This window comes from Serratia sp. (in: enterobacteria), from assembly GCF_046715635.1.
Classification (GTDB): Bacteria; Pseudomonadota; Gammaproteobacteria; order Enterobacterales; family Enterobacteriaceae; genus Chania.
The window spans coordinates 1-19,562 of record NZ_JBKJYW010000378.1 but is presented as its reverse complement, the minus strand read 5'-3'; the positions used below and the strand labels follow the sequence as shown (position 1 = coordinate 19,562).

Annotated in this window: 19 protein-coding genes and 2 pseudogenes; 11 read left to right on the top strand and 10 right to left on the bottom strand. The window is 46.0% G+C overall.

Translation table 11 applies throughout. From position 1 onward, the window contains the following. Positions 1-213: 213 nt before the first annotated feature. The gene (locus ACLQ7H_RS19850; RefSeq protein ID WP_411754148.1) at positions 214-660 is read left to right on the top strand and encodes an STM2901 family protein; all 447 of its coding nucleotides are present in this window, start codon (positions 214-216) and stop codon (positions 658-660) included. Beyond that, positions 660-965 carry a DUF1493 family protein gene (locus ACLQ7H_RS19845; protein WP_411754147.1) on the top strand — a complete coding sequence of 102 codons (306 nt, stop codon included), beginning with the start codon at positions 660-662 and terminating at the stop codon, positions 963-965. The genes ACLQ7H_RS19850 and ACLQ7H_RS19845 overlap by 1 nt, the downstream gene beginning before the upstream one ends. A gap of 73 nt (positions 966-1,038) precedes the next feature. On the opposite strand, the gene ACLQ7H_RS19840 is transcribed toward ACLQ7H_RS19845, so the two are convergent. The 3 genes from ACLQ7H_RS19840 to ACLQ7H_RS19830 are packed head-to-tail and all read right to left on the bottom strand — an operon-like array spanning position 1,039 to position 2,097. Next, a complete protein-coding gene (locus ACLQ7H_RS19840) occupies positions 1,039-1,518 on the bottom strand; it encodes an Hcp family type VI secretion system effector (protein WP_411754146.1) in 480 nt (159 codons plus the stop codon). Positions 1,519-1,543: 25 nt separating this feature from the next. Further along, positions 1,544-1,810, bottom strand: coding sequence for a hypothetical protein (locus ACLQ7H_RS19835; RefSeq protein WP_411754145.1), 267 nt, complete (start codon positions 1,808-1,810; stop codon positions 1,544-1,546). 41 nt (positions 1,811-1,851) lie between these two features. After that, positions 1,852-2,097 carry a hypothetical protein gene (locus ACLQ7H_RS19830; RefSeq protein ID WP_411754144.1) on the bottom strand — a complete coding sequence of 82 codons (246 nt, stop codon included), beginning with the start codon at positions 2,095-2,097 and terminating at the stop codon, positions 1,852-1,854. A 1,131-nt stretch (positions 2,098-3,228) separates the two neighbouring features. Here ACLQ7H_RS19830 and ACLQ7H_RS19825 point away from each other — a divergent pair. Then, on the top strand, positions 3,229-3,942 hold the full coding sequence (locus ACLQ7H_RS19825) for a replication initiation protein (protein WP_411754143.1): 714 nt from the start codon (positions 3,229-3,231) through the stop codon (positions 3,940-3,942). Positions 3,943-5,120: 1,178 nt separating this feature from the next. Here the strand turns inward: ACLQ7H_RS19825 and repA are convergent. Together repA and ACLQ7H_RS19815 are read right to left on the bottom strand one after the other, a co-directional pair. Continuing rightward, complete coding sequence (gene repA / locus ACLQ7H_RS19820; RefSeq protein WP_411754142.1) at positions 5,121-6,146, bottom strand: plasmid replication initiator RepA; 1,026 nt, start codon at positions 6,144-6,146, stop codon at positions 5,121-5,123. A 497-nt stretch (positions 6,147-6,643) separates the two neighbouring features. Continuing rightward, positions 6,644-6,826: a ribbon-helix-helix domain-containing protein gene (locus tag ACLQ7H_RS19815; RefSeq protein ID WP_411754141.1), complete on the bottom strand. Its 183-nt coding sequence runs from the start codon at positions 6,824-6,826 to the stop codon at positions 6,644-6,646. A 502-nt stretch (positions 6,827-7,328) separates the two neighbouring features. On the opposite strand from ACLQ7H_RS19815, the gene ACLQ7H_RS19810 reads away from it, so the two are divergent. Next, positions 7,329-7,622, top strand: a complete 294-nt coding sequence (locus ACLQ7H_RS19810; RefSeq protein ID WP_411754140.1) for a LuxR C-terminal-related transcriptional regulator — start codon at positions 7,329-7,331, stop codon at positions 7,620-7,622. Between the two features lie 329 nt (positions 7,623-7,951). On the opposite strand, the gene ACLQ7H_RS19805 is transcribed toward ACLQ7H_RS19810, so the two are convergent. Further along, a complete protein-coding gene (locus ACLQ7H_RS19805; RefSeq protein ID WP_059202111.1) occupies positions 7,952-8,329 on the bottom strand; it encodes a helix-turn-helix domain-containing protein in 378 nt (125 codons plus the stop codon). Between the two features lie 293 nt (positions 8,330-8,622). On the opposite strand from ACLQ7H_RS19805, the gene ACLQ7H_RS19800 reads away from it, so the two are divergent. From ACLQ7H_RS19800 to ACLQ7H_RS19770, 7 genes and pseudogenes are all read left to right on the top strand, one after another. Beyond that, on the top strand, positions 8,623-9,132 hold the full coding sequence (locus ACLQ7H_RS19800; RefSeq protein WP_411754150.1) for a transcription termination/antitermination NusG family protein: 510 nt from the start codon (positions 8,623-8,625) through the stop codon (positions 9,130-9,132). Positions 9,133-9,251: 119 nt separating this feature from the next. Beyond that, positions 9,252-9,839, top strand: a complete 588-nt coding sequence (locus tag ACLQ7H_RS19795; RefSeq protein WP_411754139.1) for a hypothetical protein — start codon at positions 9,252-9,254, stop codon at positions 9,837-9,839. Beyond that, entirely contained in the window at positions 9,823-11,166 is a 1,344-nt protein-coding gene (locus ACLQ7H_RS19790) for a DotA/TraY family protein (protein WP_411754149.1), read from the top strand. The genes ACLQ7H_RS19795 and ACLQ7H_RS19790 overlap by 17 nt, the downstream gene beginning before the upstream one ends. 106 nt (positions 11,167-11,272) lie before the next feature. Then, complete coding sequence (locus ACLQ7H_RS19785) at positions 11,273-11,524, top strand: type II toxin-antitoxin system Phd/YefM family antitoxin (RefSeq protein WP_179253362.1); 252 nt, start codon at positions 11,273-11,275, stop codon at positions 11,522-11,524. Continuing rightward, positions 11,521-11,808: a type II toxin-antitoxin system RelE family toxin gene (locus ACLQ7H_RS19780; protein ID WP_059202139.1), complete on the top strand. Its 288-nt coding sequence runs from the start codon at positions 11,521-11,523 to the stop codon at positions 11,806-11,808. Before ACLQ7H_RS19785 ends, ACLQ7H_RS19780 begins: the two co-directional genes overlap by 4 nt. A 9-nt stretch (positions 11,809-11,817) precedes the next feature. Next, positions 11,818-12,438 (top strand): annotated as a pseudogene (gene excA, locus ACLQ7H_RS19775) (plasmid IncI1-type surface exclusion protein ExcA); the annotation flags it as partial. A gap of 12 nt (positions 12,439-12,450) precedes the next feature. Further along, positions 12,451-12,906, top strand: a pseudogene (locus ACLQ7H_RS19770) (IS5 family transposase); the annotation flags it as partial. 39 nt (positions 12,907-12,945) lie between these two features. On the opposite strand, the gene ACLQ7H_RS19765 reads toward ACLQ7H_RS19770, so the two are convergent. The 4 genes from ACLQ7H_RS19765 to ACLQ7H_RS19750 form a co-directional block, all read right to left on the bottom strand. Next, on the bottom strand, positions 12,946-15,606 hold the full coding sequence (locus ACLQ7H_RS19765; RefSeq protein ID WP_411754138.1) for a VPA1269 family protein: 2,661 nt from the start codon (positions 15,604-15,606) through the stop codon (positions 12,946-12,948). Between the two features lie 62 nt (positions 15,607-15,668). Continuing rightward, a complete protein-coding gene (locus tag ACLQ7H_RS19760) occupies positions 15,669-16,829 on the bottom strand; it encodes a glycosyltransferase family 9 protein (protein ID WP_411754137.1) in 1,161 nt (386 codons plus the stop codon). Positions 16,830-17,048: 219 nt separating this feature from the next. Beyond that, positions 17,049-17,417, bottom strand: coding sequence for a hypothetical protein (locus tag ACLQ7H_RS19755; RefSeq protein WP_411754136.1), 369 nt, complete (start codon positions 17,415-17,417; stop codon positions 17,049-17,051). Next, on the bottom strand, positions 17,414-19,562 hold a 2,149-nt coding region (locus ACLQ7H_RS19750), incomplete at its 5' end, for a hemagglutinin repeat-containing protein (RefSeq protein ID WP_411754135.1). The genes ACLQ7H_RS19755 and ACLQ7H_RS19750, both read right to left, overlap by 4 nt.

Sequence of the window (19,562 nt, the reverse complement as noted above, 5' to 3'; positions counted from 1 at the left end):
CCTTGTTGTAGGCGTTCCAGTTGGTGATTTTGAACTTTTGCTTTGCCACGGGATACCGCCAGAGGGGGCAGGAATGTGGTGATCTGATCCTGATTGCGGCCAAAAGTTCGATTTATTCAACAAAGCCACGGAACACCTAAAACTGTTCAGTTTTTAACTTATTGTTGAAAGTGGTATTATGATAACCATTACTTGATATGGAGAATGAGTGGAATGGATACTATCGAAGAACTGAATGGCACGTATTACTATCACGGAATGGATAATGTCACCGCTCAAGAATTGTTTTGGATAATATTTGTAGAAGAATTTGCAAAGCATGAAGGGCTTGCCATAGAAAGCGCAGCGATGATCATCTCAGGCTGGCCTCTGATACCGAAAAAAAAAGGGTTAGGCAAATCAACCTGGGGGACAAGCGTAGCCTCTAAAGCCTCTCGAAGGATCTTTAAAGATATGCGTTTTGTTGGGCAAGTAGAAACACCTGTCGGTTTTATGAAAACCCGTATGACCAGCAAGATCGGGACAGCAGTAGGGCGTTATGCCCCCTATGTTGGCTACATTCAGGCGATGATCATTTTTAGCATCATAGCCAAAGAAACACGAAATAAATACAATCTGATCGCACGACCTGAACACCACATTGAATGGACGTATTTCTAATGGTCGATGAAACCGAAATCCTAACCTACCTGACTGAAAAATATAGTGCAAACAAAAAGCCCGTCCTAAAAGAATGGACTTTTCAAGAGCACTTTAATTTTGTTCAGGAAGAGTTAGAGGAAATGCTCGTCGACCTGTTCACGCGTTACGAGATATCGCATGATAACTTTGATTTGGATGAATACTTTGAACCGGAATGGCCTGTATGGTTGTGGTGGAAGAAGCTACAACGCAAAGTATACAAACCACTCACGGTCAATATGATCATAGAATCTGCAAAAGCGGGAAAATGGCTGTATCAATAAGAGATTCATTGACCTCTGTATTATCATACAGCCTAGACGATCATGTTATGGGCACGGTTTATGCCGCTAACGTTTAAAAGACCCTATCATCCCAAATGCTATAACCCGATGTACCTGCCATACGGTGATTCCAGGAAATGGATTTATATTTAAGGACAATTTTCTCATGTGGCATCATGTCATTATCATTTATGGAATGCGGATAGATGCACGTAATATCGACAATACTGGCTTCCGTCAGTTTAATTTCGTAATAAAGCTCTAATTGCCCAGTCGTATTTATCCTGTAAAAATAAAATATCGCCTCTATAAGCTCGTTGCCAGAAATTGCCATCGCTAACAAGGGAGAGGACTTATCGATAGGTTTAATAAAATGAACAGGGTGATGCTGTACGTTCTGCTCACGCGTGATACTATGATCTAACTCTAACACTTGTGCTTGGTCTTCATGACCTGTCTGGGTTCTGTTACCAATGGAATCGAATGATGAACATCCGGCGGAAATCAAACCTTGGTTCTTTCCATTAATACTCACATAAATCAGGCTAGACATAGTATTTCCTTATAAAAAGTAAATGTTATTTTTTATTAGAACCTGCCGGAATTTTAATTTCCAGCGTGAATTTGTGGTGAACGCCATTGCCATCAGCATACTTCATTTCAGCGTAATGGCCCTCGGTTTCAGCAAACAGTGTGAATATTAATTCCATCATGACTAACAATGCTTCCTCTGGAGCCATGACGCTATCATTAACCGCACGCATGAGTTGTTGATCTAACTGACTCACAGCCTCATCTTTTAATTCGTTATTCACTTTATCTAAAAAGCTCTTGGCAATTTCCATATCACTGACTCTGTTAGTAATAAAACGAGTGTATTTTGATACTAATGAAAACGTGAGGGCATTTTTTCAAGCGTAAGCTTAAGTGTACGACCATCTGAGACTTTCATTTCAGCGGTGTCAGTTTTCATTATGCCAAACAATGAAATGCATCGTTTCATCATAAGCGCCATTTTCTCTTCAGGCGCTAAGGGGCTTTCACTCAAACTATGGCTAATTTTTTCTGACAATTCAGCCATGGCCGGGGATTGATGACCGAAAAAAGTCCGTGTTTCTTTTTCTTTGTCCATACGAGTAACTCCCTTTATTAGGGCGGAAGCCCAAGCTTGCAAAAGTGTACGCTAAGTGTGCTTTTTTAACAATCCTGTCAAGATTAGCACAGTGGGAGCAGGGATTTACGCACCCTCCAAGTCCAGGTCAAGTCCATACTCAATTGGGCGATAGAAGCACTGCTAGGTGGGGTCTGAAGCCCAACCGTACGTTGTCGTACGGTTGGGGTTCAGACCCCGAAATGGCGTAGAGAACTGTTCATGCAACGTAAAGCCTGATACCACGAAAGTTTCAGGTTCCAGACTGCCCACACTCAGCGTAAACCGAAGCCCACTGTCTTCCCTGCTCATGCTTGCCATCCGCCTTCCTTATTTATGGCGTGAATATATTTCCGTTAAATAAAAAAAATTTGTATGCATACATAAAAAATGTTAATGCATATAAAAGAACAGCACAACCAATAAGTATTTTCAAGGTCCGTTACGAGTGGATAGAAGCTCTGCGATGAGCCTGGCTAGTTTGACAAAGTACTACTATTTGGCTTTATTGCCCCCTGATCTCAGACCAGTTAATTTAGAGAGGATCAAGAAGGATCTTCTCCCCCCCGTCCTGCTAGACAAGGCTTTTGACATAGCTAGACACTCCACTGTGGCTTAGATCGCAACGAGCCGTTGCGATGCAATATTTACAGGCAAAAGAGCTACCGTAGTCTTTCTGCTTATTATTGGCGTGCGTTGTGTCTGGTTATGGGACCCGCCGGTTTACCGGTGGGGGCTACCGGTGTTTGTATCGAATAAACTTTAGGTGTTTCCCATGAATAGAGTTATCCACATATATACAGGATTGTTTTTTAAAAATTTTTTTGATTTTTAAAACATTTTAAAAGCTTTTTAGACAGCGTCGAAACTCTTGCAGGGCGCGGGCTTCAGCCCGGTCAACATGGGAAAGGCCTAAACTTGCTATGGGTAGAAGCTAAAGTAGTTATGGGAAACAACCAAAGTAGCTATGGGAAATAACTAAAGAACGTATGGGAAACAGCTAAAGTTTATTATTTCGGTTACCTGGTATGGGAAACGACACAAGTTTGCCTTGACCGCATCAACCACCTGATGCAACTATGGGTATATTAAAAACTGCCCATAGATAGCTATATGAATGAAAAAAAAGGGATTGTTAAAACTAATCGCCCAGCTATTGCGCAATCGAATGAACTCACTGAGGCAGCTTATTATCTCTCGCTGCAGGCTAAGCGTGTACTGTGGCTATGTCTTATGGAAACTTATCGCCAAGAAGATCACCCAGGCACATTCACAGTACGGGTTGCTGATTACCAACGCTTGTTCAAGGTGAGCCAAGCTACGGCCAGCACAGATGTCAGGAAAGGTATTGATGCTTTGTCGAACAGCTCAGTCACCTTCTTTCCATCTGATGGTGAGTATGAAGAACGGAAGCGTCCTTGGCTGGCCGAGGCGGGCTTAAAACGCGGCCGAGGTTCATGGAACATTGAATTCAATAACAAAGTGATGCCTTACCTGCTCGATCTTAGTAGTCAGTTCACTACCTACAATCTGTATGACTGTGGCCGCATTAACAGCGTTAGGGCTATCCGTCTTTATGAAAGCCTTTGCCAGTTTAGAAAATCAGGTATATGGATAACAACAGCAAACTGGTTAGCAGAGCGCTACCAACTACCTCAATCGCAACGAGATAATTTTGCTGAGATGAAGCGAACATTCATCAAACCGGCCCTGGATAAGATTAGTAAAGAAACCCCCTTGACGGCCTCCATGTCAGAGACCGAAGATGGCAAACTGATTTTTACTATCATTACCAAAAACCCCGAGCCAACCTTACCCAACATTTGAACTTTAGCTGTTTCCCATGAATTAAGCCTAACGGCGACTTGTGCTATCTCCCATAGTCGTTAGGTTAATCCTTTTCTTGTGCTGATCATCATGCCAAAGCGATAGCAACTTTAGCCATTTCCCATAGACTAGTTTTTTAAGTCATCCCAACTGTACTTTTCTTAATCTCTGATTCTATTTGGGGTTCTATGCCGGAACCGCCGAAATTTCTGTTACCCCAGTATCAACCCAACAACCAGGACATCCAGGCCAATAAGCTAAACGCTTTTCTGGAAGGCGTGATGGCCATTCAGAAAAATGTACCGCCACGTTACAGGCAATATCAGGGGGAGAGCCTCAATACCTTTAACATTCCCTTCTGTTTCAATCTCCTCCAATCTCTGAGACAGGTGTTCTACGCCGGAACCCCAGACAGGATCGTATAGCTGTTTTCAGTAATGCGTTTACGCATGAAGGCGACAAAAATAGCCTCATACGGTGGATTAGTTTAGGGTCGCCGGTGACGCGGCACAGCCGCCCGGATCGATAGGGATCCCCGATATACCTTCCCGCCCTGTTAAGCCATACCCGCTTTAAGCTATGTAGGAGCCGCTGTACGCTGTCGGAGTGGTCCCGACAAGGCCTTGGCCGCAGTAGGGGCGTATCTCCGCGTGCGAGCGTAAGCGAAGCTACGAGCGTGTATGCAGAACTTTTAGCAAAGTTGCTTACAGCGATATAAAAATTTTTGCTGCTTCATTAATTACAAAGCCACTTTGTACTTGATGGGTAATGCAGGGAATAGGTTTTATGCCCACCGGAGGTGGGAGCTATCTAAGGAGCGAAGCGAGTTTCCGAACCGGCGCGAGCTTGCTCGCTGCAAGGGCGGTCACTTATGCCTTCAATCCACAGAAAGTGCCTGACGGAGTAAGATCTTTTTAATTAGTTTACTAATTAAAAGAAAAAGAACTCTGGGGTAAGAATATATTGCGGGTAGCAAAAGATAGGTTTCCGGATAAGGTTTATTTCTCGATTGCGGGTAATTGTGTATAAGAAAAGAAAGCCTATCGATTTAGTTCCTGGTGTATGGTTTTAGCCGCCAGCACACATTCCACTTGAGCGTTTATTAGACAATTATGCACAATTGGCTAGCACGAAAACCGCCAGCGGCGGTTATAGGAGGTTTGTCTGCAAATCAGATGTCAGTGCACGATGTCCGGAGGGGCATGTTCCAGCCCGAGGTCAAGTTGATACAATCTCATGTGAGCCAGACGCTCAAACTCATCCGGCGTCATGTGATAAAGCTCGTCGGCCGGAAGCGTTTTCGCCAAATGGTCAGCCATCGCATAGAGCCGATCGTCAAACTCCAGCATACCCAGTTTTTTGGCACGCTTCTGTTTAAGGGCGTTTTCTCGCCGGCGAACGAGCGTGGCATGTCTCATACGTTCATACCACCGTTTACGAGCTGCACTGACGCTAATGTCCTCCCCAGGTGCAAGCAGCCCATCAGCTTCAGCTGCAAGTCGTTCCTGTTGCTGCGCGTAGAGCTTATCGATATTTACGCCGACCAGCTTCCAGAACTGCTCCGACAACACCACATGCTTCGGATACCAGTAGCGGTTAAAACTGTCCCACTGAACACCCTCTGGCAATTCCAGTAAGCCAAAGCGTATAAGCTCCTGTATCAGAGTGCATACCCGACGGACGGTAACGGCCGTTTCAGTAATGACGTTTCCGTTCTCGTCCTTTGGGCTGAGTTCGCTGGCCAACCGGCTGACATTCATCGTAACAATGTTAGTTGATCTGTCCGCCACGCTGATAAGAAGAGGAGAGATCGCATCAAGCAAATTTTGCCGTTCCGGACGAAAATCACGGGAGCGCCCAACAACCTGACGCATCTGAACAAAGTAGGGATGGCGTGAGAGGCGCATACGCAATAACATACGACCGCTTTTCTTGTCACGTTTGACCAGACGGCGATAACCATGGCCAAACTCGCCAGACAACGGTTTGTATTGCTCGGGCCTGATATATAAAGGGTTCGGGCATTTACACGCAGTCGAATGCTCGCCTCTTCGGCGTTTGGTGGGTTTTGGGGGGGGTTGCTGTTTGCTTTCATCAACCCATTGCCAATAGGTGTCATCCGTTGCGGCACGCTCAAGCGCATCGAAATTGATGTTTTCCCAGGTAGGATCGATAGGTTGGTTGTTTGGACTTTTCTTAGCCACACCCGCCGACACTTATGGCGGTCTTTGGGTATTGTTTTCTGAATTGCATGAGTTATAATCTCTCACAGGCCAGCGCCTGCTTTGTGACCCCCTGATATCTGACGCCTTCCGCCAAGTTGATGACAGATTTCAGGGGGTTTTTGCATTCAAGGCCCGCTGTTCTGGTACCTTTTCCCTCGAGCATTTCAGGATATGCCCATCCAACTTCACTATGCCGCCTGAAGCCACATAGTTTCTTATCCCTCTCTCATCAGTCGCTTACAAACTACTGAACGACAGCAAGAGCCTTGCAAATATTACCCTTTTTTTATCCGCTTGCAACAAATGGATCCCTGTAGAACGATCAATATCACGCTAGAAAGATGAAATACTCATATAAATCATCGTTCTTAACGAAGAGCTGAAGGATCGTGCATAAACGATTCCTCCAGATCCCTATCCCAGCACAAGTGAATTTTTCGGCAACTCCGGCTCAACCTCCGTTCAGACAACCAAAATCAGCTCCTTTCGCCCACGGATGCAGTTACGCCGTGTTTCTTCAGCAGATCCTCGATTGCCTCATCAAGCAATCGGCTCTTCGGGATACGGGTGGTGCGCGATAATTCATCGAAAAGTGGAACGAGTTTGTTATCCAGTGAGGATGTAAACCTTTTTCGGTTTTTTAAAAATGGCTCTGCCATATGATACCTGCCCGTAAAAAAATGTACGGGTAGTGTAAATAGTCATGCAATAGATTAAAGTGGTTGAAGATAGGCACTATATAGTGTCAAATAGTGTCTAAGCATACCGCCTCACCAGGGAAACCGAGCCGCCGTTAAGAGCGGCTTTCTATTTTGTATAACCTATTGATTTATAGAAATAAATTGCTGAGCAGTGCATAGCCGATTTTCTGAATGCTACGCCCCGGAGTTCTCTTGATGAATGGAACCATAACCCTGCAAAGCAGGTTAAAATTTTGATCTGTTTTGCCGGTCTATCCATTCTCCATGAGCCAACACCTGTATGTAATGAACACGACTGAAGGTGTATATAGCATAACCACCTCCAATACCCGCATTCATAATATGCCTATAATGATTACCCCTAAAATTCCAAAGTCTTGCCATTGAACAATTTTACAGATCATTAATTCACATGAGAGCGTCACCCCAATACATTCTTTCATAAAACAAGGGGTATATCATGTTGAATTTAGACACATTTTGGAACCAACGTCTCATGTTCCCAGAGCTGACCGAATCTCAGTTCAAGGTCTTGATGTATTACGCTTTCGGTTCTAACACTGAAGGCATAGCTGACATACTAAAATGCTCGCAAAACGCGGTTAAGCTATCCTTAAAAAGGATCAAAGAAAACATGAAGGTTGACAAACTAGAAACAGTCAGAATTATCTATCACTCGCGAATTCATACTGCGATGATGGCACCCGATGATTTTCCTAAAAAATATTATGAGGCTATGAGTAATAGACAATAAATTAACCAGATGAAATAATCACCACACTCCACATTATTTAATGCGGAGTGTTCAAGGAAATTTGACTTAAGGCAAATAATAAGCACAAAAAACCCATAGGATTATTTTTACAGCATTAATTACATGATGACTTAAATCATAGTTATCCAATAACTTCACTTAACTAAAATGTTAATTTTTACAAGCTAAATTTAACATATCGACCCCTGTAGGGGTCTGTATTTATTACATAATTCATGAGATCATTTTTTCCGTCACATTGACTCATATACCAAATTATCTCTTATCCCCGCCAAGATAAGAGACCATTAATTTGGGATAAGTCATTTTTACTTTATCGATTTTTTAATATATGACGTAAGACGCTCTGCCATGCCTAGAGCCTCTTCTAGTGAAGCCTTGTATTTCTTGCTATCTCTGTTCATATATTCAGCAGAATGCGTAACTAACGGCGTAGTTCCTGCTGAATGATGATGCTGTAACAATAATTCAGCAACGTCATCGTCTACTACATAAAAATAGTACTCAGGGTAATCAAGAGCTTTAGCTACACGTACAATGAAGTCAAACGAGGGGGCAAATCTACCCACTTCATAGTTGGAGAGCCTCGACGTGAGGTTAACGCCTTCGATAGCAACTAGCTCAGCCAGTTGTTTCTGGGTAAGCCCAGCAGCTTCGCGGGCTTCCTTTAAGCGCTTGGGTACCATATAGATTCACCTTTAATGAGGGGGATCCATGATACTCAGTAGAAGGACCTCTCATTGCTCATTTTACAAGATACTTGATATTATGGGTTTAAATGATAGTATGCGATGTGTCTGCGTCCTACCGCCAAGAGGATAAAGCACGTTTTTAAACAAGAATGTACTGAGCGATGCCGCTGTCTGAATTACAGGGGGCTGAGTGAGACAGCCACTGTTTCAGCGTTATCGCCCAGTGTATTCGGCCCCTGCCGGATACAGAATGAACCCTTAGGGGGATCGGTTCGGGCGAGAGCATGATGGACATTGAAGAACTTAACGGACAATGCTGGTATCTTGCGCAATACATTACCGGAGGCAAAAACCGCGAAAGACTTTTCGACTGGCTCAGTGACCAGCACATCACTCCCTGGACACCGCTGACCATTAGAACCATCCGCCGCACTGATAAAATCAATTGTTTGCGTAAACAAATCTCACCACTCTTTCCTGGGTATTTTTTCCTTAAAGCCAACTTAGCCACACAGACCGTGGATACGATCCGCCGTCACTCAGCTTTCTGCAGTTTTGTTATGAATGGGTCACAGATTGCACCGCTTCGTCCCTCGGTAGTTCAAGGGTTGATGAAACTTCATCCGGATCCGGAGTTGAGTTTGGTTGCACAGGATGAGCTGAAAGCGGCCTCCCAGACATGGCTGACTACAGCACAGTACCAGTATCTTCTCCGCATGGAGCAAGATTCCCGCCCTGTATCGAGAGTGGCATTGCTGATGCAACTAGTATTTGAGCCCAGTTTACTGGGGTTTTAATTACAACCCTCAACAACTTTCAGCTAACCCGGTATCTTGCCGGGCTCTTTTCACCAATTTTCCTTCCCGCACGCACAATGCCAGCATTCGGTACGCTAACTCACAAAAGGAGATAACCTTTGTACTCTGCAGATAATTCAGTCCACCATCTGCTTTGGTGCATTCTGATCGCAATTCGTACAGCCGAACAGGAAAAGCCTTTCACCTCGGAAACAGCCCGCCGGCGCTTTATCTCGAACTGGCTTGATACAGCACGCACTCATCCCAGTTTCCGAGGTATGAATGCCGAGTTCACCTCGTTGCGCCAATTACTGGAAACCAGTGATAAATCCGTTTCGGTCGATGGAACCCTCGGCGTCCTGCTGAACCATGCCTTCGCTGCAGAACACTGCGACCTGTTCCGTTTTCGCTCCGCATTGAACTCTCTGATACAGAAGGGTTGGCGTCTTGCCGTTTGCCGATTCCCGGAAAACATAACGGCTGAGCTGATGCAGCGACGGCGAGACCGCCGCAAACATGCACTTCAGCTGACGCGCACCGAAAACGCATTCCAGCCTACCGGGAACATGGTACTGCCTGTGACATTTCAGCTTCTGCTTAATAGCACAGCAGAGAGCAGTGAAGATGCGGAAATAGTATTTCACATGGAAGGATTTCAAGTCGTGGTGGCCCACTTAGAGCTAGCGCTGGATATCGAACAGTGCTGATAACTTTGTTAGCGCCTGGCTCAACTACCAGGATGGTGGGCAGTCCCAACTCCCAGACGTTGAGTCACAAATCCAGCAGGCGGCCAGACAATACGAGGACACCATCAACGCGGCAACCTCTGCAGTCAACAATGAAGGGGCTATCAGGGGAGAATTGGCCACCTATCTCAAGCAGAGCGGCTGGATCTCATTAGGTGCCTGGTATCAGTCGTTTGCCACCGCGAATCAAAAAGTAAATAGTGTTGCTAATCAGAGTCCTATTGTCACGGGATCTTCCAGTGTTGGTGAAGTTGGCGTTGGACGGCTGCAGGAGGAAATTAAGACAGCCCTATTGGCTCAGAAAAAAAACTCAACGTTTACTCCACCGCTGGGTTCAGTAAACATGCCTGGCAACGACAACATTGATGATGGACAATCGGCTAACTCAACGTTGCTGAAAATACTGAATAACTCTTACGGGATAAAGTTTGCAAATTTCATTGTTCACTCAGTTATGGATGGTGAAAACTCCAATAATTCCAGTCAAGTTAACCCGCTTCTAAAAATGAAGTCTATCGGAGATTACACCTTAGGTGCGGCTCAATCGACTTTTGCTGCATTTACCATTGCAAAGGGGCTCGTTGACTGGGGGAATGGAACCGGGGCGGGAAAAATAGTCAATGCTGTATCAGGTGCAGGCTATTTGGCAAAAAGTGTTATTGGCTCTATCGCCCCAATTGTCTACTTCATCCTGCTTATACTACTGAGTATTGGATTTTCCCTTTCAATATTTCTTCCATTCATACCTTTGATTTACTGGATTACTTCTTGTACGTCATGGCTAGGAAGCGTTCTTATTGGTACGACAGCAGGAACATTGTGGTCGGCAACACATATAGGTACTGAGGAAGACAAAGGTAGCCGCGCTAATTATGGTTATATATTCCTGATTGATGCCGCCATTCGCCCATCATTGATGGTCTTTGGCTTTTTCTTTGCCAGCCTGGTTGTGGTTGCTATCGGGACATTGCTCAATATATTAATTTTGCCCGCAATGGCTAATATTCAAGCAGACTCCATCACCGGGCTAACCAGTATTATCGGTATATTGATGATTTACGCTCGAATTTGTACCACGCTAGTCTCTTCAGCGTTCAGTTTACAAGTATACCTGCCAGATTATGTCATCGCGTGGTTGGGCGGACGCGAGGCGGCACAGATGATGAAGGGTGCTGTTGAGTCGGCCCGGAACATGTTTGCTGGATTTGGCAGTAAAGCTGGCCATGCGCCGGGCATTAAACGGATGGATCAGAACAAATCTGCAGGCAATTCTGACGGCTTCAAATAACCCTGTTACCCGAGAAAAATCGGGCAATAACCGACCAAATGACTTGTTAATAGGTTTTAAGGTGGTACAATTTAACCTATAAAACGGTTTTTACGGGGGAAGCCACATGCCTAACATCATTCATAGCACCATGACTGCCAGCATCACCGAGTTGAAAACGAATCCAATGGCCACAGTCAACTCTGGAGAGGGGTATCCGGTCGCCATTTTGAACCGCAATCAGCCTGCGTTCTACTGCATCCCTGCGGAACTGTACGAACAGATGCTCGATTATATTGATGATCAGGAGCTGGCAAACCTGGTCAAGGAGCGTTCGGAGCAGACACTGCATGATGTCAATCTGGACCGCTATGTATGACCTACAAAGTAAAGTTCAGAACTGATGCGCTTAAGGAATGGAATAATCTCGACCGTTCCATTCAGCAGCAGTTTGCTAAAAAACTAAAGAAATGTACTGAGAACCCGCACATACCCTCAGCTAAGCTGAGGGGCATGCCGGATTGCTACAAGATTAAACTCCGCGCATCCGGCTTCAGGCTGGTTTATCAGGTCATTAATGATGAGTTAATTATTGCCGTCGTTGCTGTTGGGAAACGTGAACATAGCGAAGTTTACAACCAGGCCAGCAAACGACTCAAATAAAATATCAGGATGATTCATATGACGGTTAAACATGTAGATACATATTCAAAGAAGTGGCCAGTAGCTTTTGTGGGCACGCTTTCAGGGATGTATTTTATATTCGGCCTTCCAATTCACATTGCCCTAGCTGCCTTTATATATGCCTATGCCAAGTTCTATGGCTTCCAGCAGCCTGACATTACACTTAGTATTTTCATTTGGGTTTCTTTAGCCTTAATTGCCACTCTTATACTGACAACAATTTCTAGACAGAAAAAAAACATCAAGGCGTTTACCTCTTACTTTAGTGAAAAAAATTTCAACGAGGCAACGCCGTCCAACACAGCTAAAAGTTGGACCGGTTTAAGTTATCTGGCTCTCGATACTAAAAATGGAACGATGCTGTATATTAATCACCCAGACACCACCATCTTTAACTTTTTCGTGCCTAAAGATGTTCGTGTTATGGGATTTGGCATGCACGACTGGAAGTCAATTGAGGTGGAAGGCAAAACGCTCACGATCTACACAGGCAAACCTGAGCTTCCATCTATTAGCATCTCGACCGGTAAAGCAAACGAGTTGTATGAGAAAATCAACGCCATGCGCAACCAGGACTGGACTTATGAGAACAACGTTCCCGGTTATGTAGAGCACCAGGCTACTCATGAGGTTATCTGCGCTGACCTGTCCCTGAATAATGTGACTGACGCAGAGGCATTCCCAGGACTTATTCGTCAGACCCACCGGAAAGTTAAGGTCGCTTCTGCCGATGGCGCTTATGACACAAAACTTTGCCATGACGAGCTGCGGCGAAAAAAAATCAAGGCGCTTATCCCGCCGCGAACCCGGGCGGGTTACTGGCCGGCGGAGTATGTCGAGCGAAATCAGGCAGTCGCGAGGCAGCGGCTTACGGGGAGTAACGCCTACTGGAAATGGAACACGGCTTACAACCGGCGGTCGGTGGCCGAAACGGCGATGTACCGAGTCAAACAACTGTTCGGCGGGTACCTTACGCTGCGTGACTACGATGCGCAGGTTGGTGAGGCTATGGCCATGATCCGTGCCTTAAACAAAATGACGCGTGCAGGGATGCCAGAAAGTGTGCGGATTGCCTGAGGAAGTCAGTGACGGGAGGCGCTTTTATCTAAATCCGATTTAATCAACAAAGCCTAATTCGGAGTCAACTTCTTCGAATCCAGCCTGAACATCCATCTCCGAACCGGCAGCGACCATGATTGTGGTATTACCTTCATTGGGTACCGGCAACGCGTTACACCGATTGATCAATTGCCAGCATGCCGCCATATCTTCAGCCAGATGGCTAAAACGCTGCATGGTGGACTCCCACAAGCGTTCGGTTGTACGCAGTGCCATTTCCTTGCTGAAAACAGTCCCGCTGTTCTCCGCATCGACTTTCTGCCGTTTCAGATCCTGCAGCTCTGCATTTTGTTTTAATGCCGTATCCCTGACTTCATCAAATTGGTAACAAACGTTACCCAAATGGGCTGCCAAAGCTGGCACATAATGAGGCTCAGTGACAAACCATCTACAGCGTATACAGTTTCTGATCCCGCCAGGAACCGGACGATAAATACGGTGATCGGCGTCCGGATTGATGGCAGGTCCTCCGTTATAGCACCCTCCGAGCCTGAACCCTCCTTTATTCATTGAGGGATCATTCTCTTGTGTGTTACCCCCCACCAGACAGAGGCCATGGTGCATCAACATCCAGCCAGCAGGGTTTCGATTTGCCGGAGATTCTGGGATCAGCGCCTTAAACGCATCCTGATTGTTACAAATAGTTCGTTTTATAAGCTTCGCATGTACTTCGTTCGTCAGAAATGAAACAATACTTCTTTCCTTCTGCGCATCAATACGTTTTGCTGCATCTTCCAGAGCATCCTGCATATACCTGAAACCCGGCTTGGTATAATAAAGCGTCATAATCAATCGGCTATGGCCCACTAATTTCATTAGCAATGGGAAGGGGAGTTCCCCTTCTATTGCCAGTGCCGTAATGAGAGAAACACGCAAGCTATGCAGAGGGAAAACCGCTATAGGGGAATTACCTGGTCGGGTAACTAAAACGATGGGAGTACCATCTGGGTGCGTCGTGCCGTTCAAGGCAAGACGATGTTGCAACGCTTCTAACAACTTTCCCCAGGCACCACTGATGGTACCGTCAGTGACGGGAAAATTACTCTCGCCATATTTACGTCGTTCTGCGGTTCGAAATAAAAAACACGTGTCCGGATACGATGCCAGTTGCATATCGGACTTGGGTTCTCCAATACATCGCGAGGGTATGTCTCTCCAGGGGGTAGCGCGATCAATAGGATTGAATTTTTCTTGCCAGTTCCGCATTTTTTCTAGCCAATAATGTGGCTGATCGTACAACTCCCCCATCACAGGCCAGGGGAACTCATACCCCTTATGTGCCCCCGACTTTCTGATATCTGCTGTTTTGTTTGTGTTAAAAAACAGCGTGGTTTGCATATCCCCTTGTCCAAGTCTGTTAGAACGCCGAAATACACCCCGTTGTACCGGACTTTTTTTCAAACCGGAAACGAGTGGGTTCGTATTATCCCCCCATCGACCGTTGTCATAGCGCCAGGTATCCGCTTCACCAGAGTCAAGCATTCTCACTTGAAATGTACGCGGAGGAAGTTGAAGTTTAATGAGAAGGGCAACCCATCTGACAGGACTCCACATTTCCAGCACCGGTTGCACTTTGGGATCGACCGATCGTCTGATCCGCCAGACACAATCGGGGTCATTTTTATCGATTTCATCTTCTGTTACTGGGAACCAGTCTTTGGCCATCCGAGTACTGAACTCGCCAGATCGTTTTACACCAAGCGCATTCTGCGCCCAGATCCAGTCTCTGAAGTCTGCCCCCTGAACAAGCAGTTTACGGAGTTCGGCAATATATCCGTAAGGTAAGGGTGCATGAATGCTTTCGTAATTGACGGGAAAACCTGAGGAAGTAAGCCGGACTATCGGATTACAGAATGCCGGAGAGATGACTGGTGTCTCATCATCTGCCCGGTGGCTATAATAATTTAAAAGGACCCAGTGAATAAAATCGTGAATATGATTGTTATAAGATACCCCTCCCGACGATTGTGGACAGGCAACTTTGAAAAAATCCGGAGCAATAGCCCCCCGTTTTAACAACTCTTCAGGTGCTGATGCTAATCCCTGGTCATTGAGATATCGGGTGAAAAAAGCAACCAGGGCCGCTGTTTTAGTCCCCAACGCACTGTGTTCACCTTTTAACCATTCAACAGCATAGTCTCGCCATTGGGCCAGATGGGGATATTGCCGTTGCACCCACAAAAGTGCCTTGTCTGTACGTTTGTTCTGTGGAGGAGGTAATACGGCTGTACCACGGGCTTCCGCTGCCTTGAACCAATAACGAACGGCTGCGGCACTGACATTCAATTGGCGACCGGCTGCGGTATACATCACGCCACTTTCAACGAGTTTGATGGCCTGAGCTTTGACCTCATCAGGAATATCCCCCCTAATTCTATGAATTCCCTTTGAATTCTTCTGCCAGATGCAAATCAGGCCCTTGCCAATATTCAGTTCCCGACCAATGGATGCAGCCTTTTGACCGGCATTTATCCTTTGCAGGACTTCTTGTTTCACTGCTTCCGGGTAGTAGCTAAAATTTTTACCAACATGTTTTGTTATGCGCACAACCGTGCTGACACCCAGTCCCAGAGCTTTGGCAACATGGGTTTTAGAGTTTCCTTCCTGCACCATCTTGATTGCTTTGCGGCGCAACGCATCTGAAGTTTTAGCTGTCATTTCAACCACCTACGCCTTATAGCCTGTCGATTACAAATAAACAAACTCAAAAAAACTAGTCTTCATGCCAATCCATTTTCAAATACCCCTCTTTTGCTTGCCTCATTCAATATAAGTTCAGGAACGTTTTTTACATCAGATATCTTTCTCTTATTGACAATAATCTGACTTGCTTCTTTATAACCTGGCGCCCACAAATCATTATTGTCACTTATGTTTTTGTAAACAGAAATTAGTGGTTTTTTCCATGCAGCAGATATGTGTACAATCGAAGTGTCTGGAGATATTACCAGATCAACTTTTCTAATCAGTTCCATGACGTGATGAAGTGAATTAAATGGATTTATCTCAACATTATTAGGAAGAGGCATACTCAGTTCTTTCCGATGGTCAAGAATAATGATAATTATGTTATCTAATTTCTCGTTAAGCATTTCAATAGTTTGAGATAATTGCTCTCGAGAGAAATTTCTTTCTGGACTTCCAGTGAAAACATTAATGACAACCTTAAGCTTATCCTCCCATGAATTTAAATATTTTCGCACTTCACGAACAATAGCTTCAGGGATGTGCAGGTCATAGGTCTGATTATTTTCAAAGTCAAGCCCCATGTTGTGCGCTACCAAAGAAATGGCTTTCGTCACATGTTCCTTACCATTTTCAAATGAAATGGATTTACTGTAGTGGTTAATGCAACTCCATTTATTAAATCCAATGACAAATTTTGCGTTTATGTCCCGAAAAAGCATCATCCTATGTACAGGTGTATCAAACAAACAAAGGTCAACCACCAGGTCATAATTATTTTCATTCAACGTTCTAATTGTCGATTCAGCCACAGTGTGACTAAATTTCTTCAAGAAAACTTCATTGTTACAGTCCCCAGCTTCGTAGACATGCCTGACATAGGGGTTGTATTTCATAGCTACGCTACTTGACTTTGTAAGTAATAAATCAACTGTATAACCCGACTCATAAAGGCACTTCACTAGTGGTGTCGAAACCACAACATCTCCGATTGTTCCTTCATTGCGCAGGAGCAATACGGTTTTGATTGACTTGATATCAAAAACGCTTTTTCTACGCTTATCCCAGATAAGCTTTGCAATATAAATCTTGATGTTAAGCTTTACTGCCTTAAAGTAGTAATTTCGTCTCCTGTTCCACTCCCTTATTTTTTTGAAACGACCACGTGAAATAGAAATTTCCAAATATTTACTCACAACATCCTCCACTTTTCTTAGGGGATCGCTCATTAACGCATGAGAGAAGTATATTGTTAACTACCGAACTGTCGATATATACAGCAATATCGAGCACCTAATGTAGCTCGGAAACTGAAAACTTGGTGTAACACCTTAGACTTATTGATATATTCCCTCACGTTACCGGTCGTGTCCAGCACACAACAAAGATCCCGGCCAGTTGGCCGGGATCTTTGACTATATTAATTGCAACGCTTTCATGTCACGCAGTAGATCTTCCCGTTCTTCTTCCTCTAACTCTTTTAATAATTCATCAAGAGGATGGGTTGATAAAATCTGTTTAATTTCTTTTCGGTGGAACATTTCAACATGCTCTGGGCCACGTGCAGCCATTAATATTAAATTAATAACTGCTAGCATTAATTGCTCAACAGGGAGTTGGTAGACTCCCTCATATTGATAAGAAGCATACCCTCTTCCATCTGTATCCTCTGGCCATTGCGAGTTTCCCCTAGCAATGTCATTCAATTTCACACGACAACCATCATAACAGCATTCTAAGAAATCCCTTTTAATCTCATAATAATCAGTACGTTCACTGTTCATGATTTCTTCCTCGGCGTTAATAACACACCATTGTTATCCAAGACGTTAACTTGGATGCCAGGATATCTTTTCTGGAATTGATCAACTACACCCAAACAGCTACCACAGGCGGGGCGTTCAGTGAAAATAGTCACACTCCCTTTCGCTGATGTGTTGTTACCTAACTGATCAGCCAAGTTATCAAGAATTTTATATTCAGAATCAGTATTTCTTGGGATCAATGCACCTTCTTTATTTGGCAACGTTTTATGCTCAAAATTCTGGCTTCCTGTACCAACCAACCCTTTACCAGCAGTATCGACACCACTATGCGCAGCCACCTGCTTTGGCATACCAGGTATATCAACTTCAGCAACAGCAACGTTACCTGAACGCTTCGGTGAGGAAGATAATCCGGCGCGAACATCGGTCACCAACTGCCTGTAGGGAACCAGTTGATTCTCGGTCAACCTTTCCAGACTGGCGCCTGCTGCCTTCGCCCCATAAACGATCCCTGCTGTATCCTGGATGGCCATTGCTATTCTGGCCCACCCGGGAACATCGTCTATAGCCTGCTGATATTTTGCTGAGTACGCCGCATCCTGGGACATCTTGGCCTTGGCCTGTTCAGGCGTATAACCTTGATCTACCAGTTTGATCAGATCACGCGAGTAGTCCCCGATTAAATCACCGAACTTCGCCATTTCATCAGGGAACTGGTCACGTAAATCATAGTACGTCTGGTATTCCGTATAACCTTGATAGCTCTCCTTGGCTTCATGAGCCAGTTTTATCTCATGGATACAGCCCGCGCTGGCTCCATTGGCACAGGCATTCTGCAGATTTGCATCGCTGACGCCATCCTTTTTCGTCAGGTCGGCCAACTCCTGCACTTCACTATCACTGATGGAACCATTAGCCAGTTTGGTTTCCAGTTGCTGTTGACGGATCTTATCACTGGCATTGAGATAGTTATTCTCCACCGCATTTTTGCCCGCTTGGGCCGCCGTTACCGCACCCGCAGTATCGCCTGTCGCCAGGCCACCTGCAAGTCCTGCCGCCAGTTGGCTCAGCGCACTCACCTGCTGCTTCTCGCCTTCACTCAGCTGTTCCAGCGTCTTGCCCGGGAATAGCTGGCCAGCGATAAATCGCGCTGCCAGTTCCGCCCCGCCGGCACCCAGCCCACCGGCTGCTGCCGACTGGTGGTTCAGTTGCGCAGTCACCGCACCCAGTACCGCATCCCGGCCGCTGCTCAGGCTGAGATGGTTGCCTGCATCCAGCGAGGTTTCGGTATGGGTCAGGCCGTTGCCGTTTTCATGTCCCTTGCCGGCATTGACCCCGGCCGAGACGTTGATACCGTATCCGCCCGAACCGACACCAATGCCCACGCCAACGTTACCGCCTTTGCTGCTGTTTTTGCCGACGGTGCTTTCGGTGTTCTGCGCTGACTGCAGGGTAATGTCCCGCGCCGCATCAAGCGACAGGTCTTTGCCCGCTTTCAACTGGCTGCCGGCAATGGCGATGTCGCCACTTTGCTCCGCCTGGTTTTTACCGGTCGCGGTTATCGACAGGTTTTGCCCGGCGGTGAGCGTGCTGCCCTGCGACTGGTTGCTGTCGGTGCGGGTTTCGCTCTTCGACGACTGGCTGCCATAGGAAGCACTGATGCCCACTGTGTTGGTGGCGCCCTGCGCCGAGGCGGTCAGTGCATTATCCCGCTCCCAGGCCTGCGCAGCCTGCACACCGGACAGCGCTGCCTTGGTGTTTTGCAGGGCATTGAGACGTCCGTCACCTTCTTTCCTCGCCTGTTGTGCCGAGCTGACGGCGGTGTTGAGTGCGCTGCCCACGGTGCCTGACAGCGCCACACTCAGGCCGCTCTGCTTCTGCTCATAGGTCTCCGTGCGGGTGCGCTGGTCGTAGCCCGGGTCAATGGTCACGCTGTCACCCGTGAGGCTCAGGTCCTTGCCGGCAACGAGGTCGGCACCGCCAATGTGCAACTGGTTACCCGCCGTGACAGTGACGCTACCCTGGCTGCTGCCGACGGTACTGACGCTCTGGCTTTGGGTAGTGGCTTTCTCGTCGATTTCATGTTTGCTCGACTGCTTGCCTATCGTAAAGCCGATGCCACCACTGCCCAGCAGGCCGCTTTTTTTCTTCTCTTCCAGCAGA